The organism is Pseudochelatococcus sp. B33, assembly GCF_053570585.1.
This window is the reverse complement of the sequence record NZ_JBSEFH010000088.1, coordinates 1-593: the sequence shown is the minus strand read 5'-3', so window position 1 is coordinate 593 and position 593 is coordinate 1. Positions and strand designations below refer to the sequence as shown.

At 68.6% G+C, this 593-nt stretch carries 1 protein-coding gene; it reads left to right on the top strand.

All coding sequences use genetic code 11. The features are described from left to right. Positions 1-22 precede the first annotated feature (22 nt). A partial coding sequence (locus ACUSIJ_RS29675; RefSeq protein WP_449312009.1) for a cytochrome c biogenesis CcdA family protein occupies positions 23-593 on the top strand: 571 nt, incomplete at its 3' end.

The window sequence follows — 593 nt, the reverse complement described above, 5'->3', positions numbered from 1 at the left end:
CCCGGTTTCGAAGGAAACGATGATGACGCTTCTTATCATTGCCTATATCGGGGGCGCGCTGACCATCCTCAGCCCGTGCATCCTCCCCATTCTCCCGTTCGTCTTTGCCCGTGCCGGACAATCGTTCGCCAAGGGCACGCTGCCGATGCTCGCGGGCATGGCCGCCACCTTCGCGCTTGTCGCGACGCTTGCCGCTGTCGGCGGCGGCTGGGTCGTCCACGCCAATGAATACGGACGCCTTGCCGCCATCGTCCTGCTCGCGGTCTTCGGCGTCGGCCTGCTCTCGCCGCGCGTGGCAGGCTTGATCACACGGCCGGTCGTCGCTTTCGGCAACAGATTGCTGAGCGCGTCGGCCGGCTCCGGGGCGGTGACGACCACCACGCGAGCCGTTGCGAGCTCGCTCATCCTCGGCGTGGCGACCGGCCTGCTCTGGGCGCCCTGCGCCGGACCGATCCTCGGGCTCGTGCTGACGGGCGCCGCGCTTCAGGGCGCGAGCCTGCAAACGACCTTCCTCCTGCTGGCCTATGCGGCGGGAGCGGCGACCTCGCTCGCCGTCGCCTTGCTCGTCGGCGGCAGGATTTTCGCCGGCATGA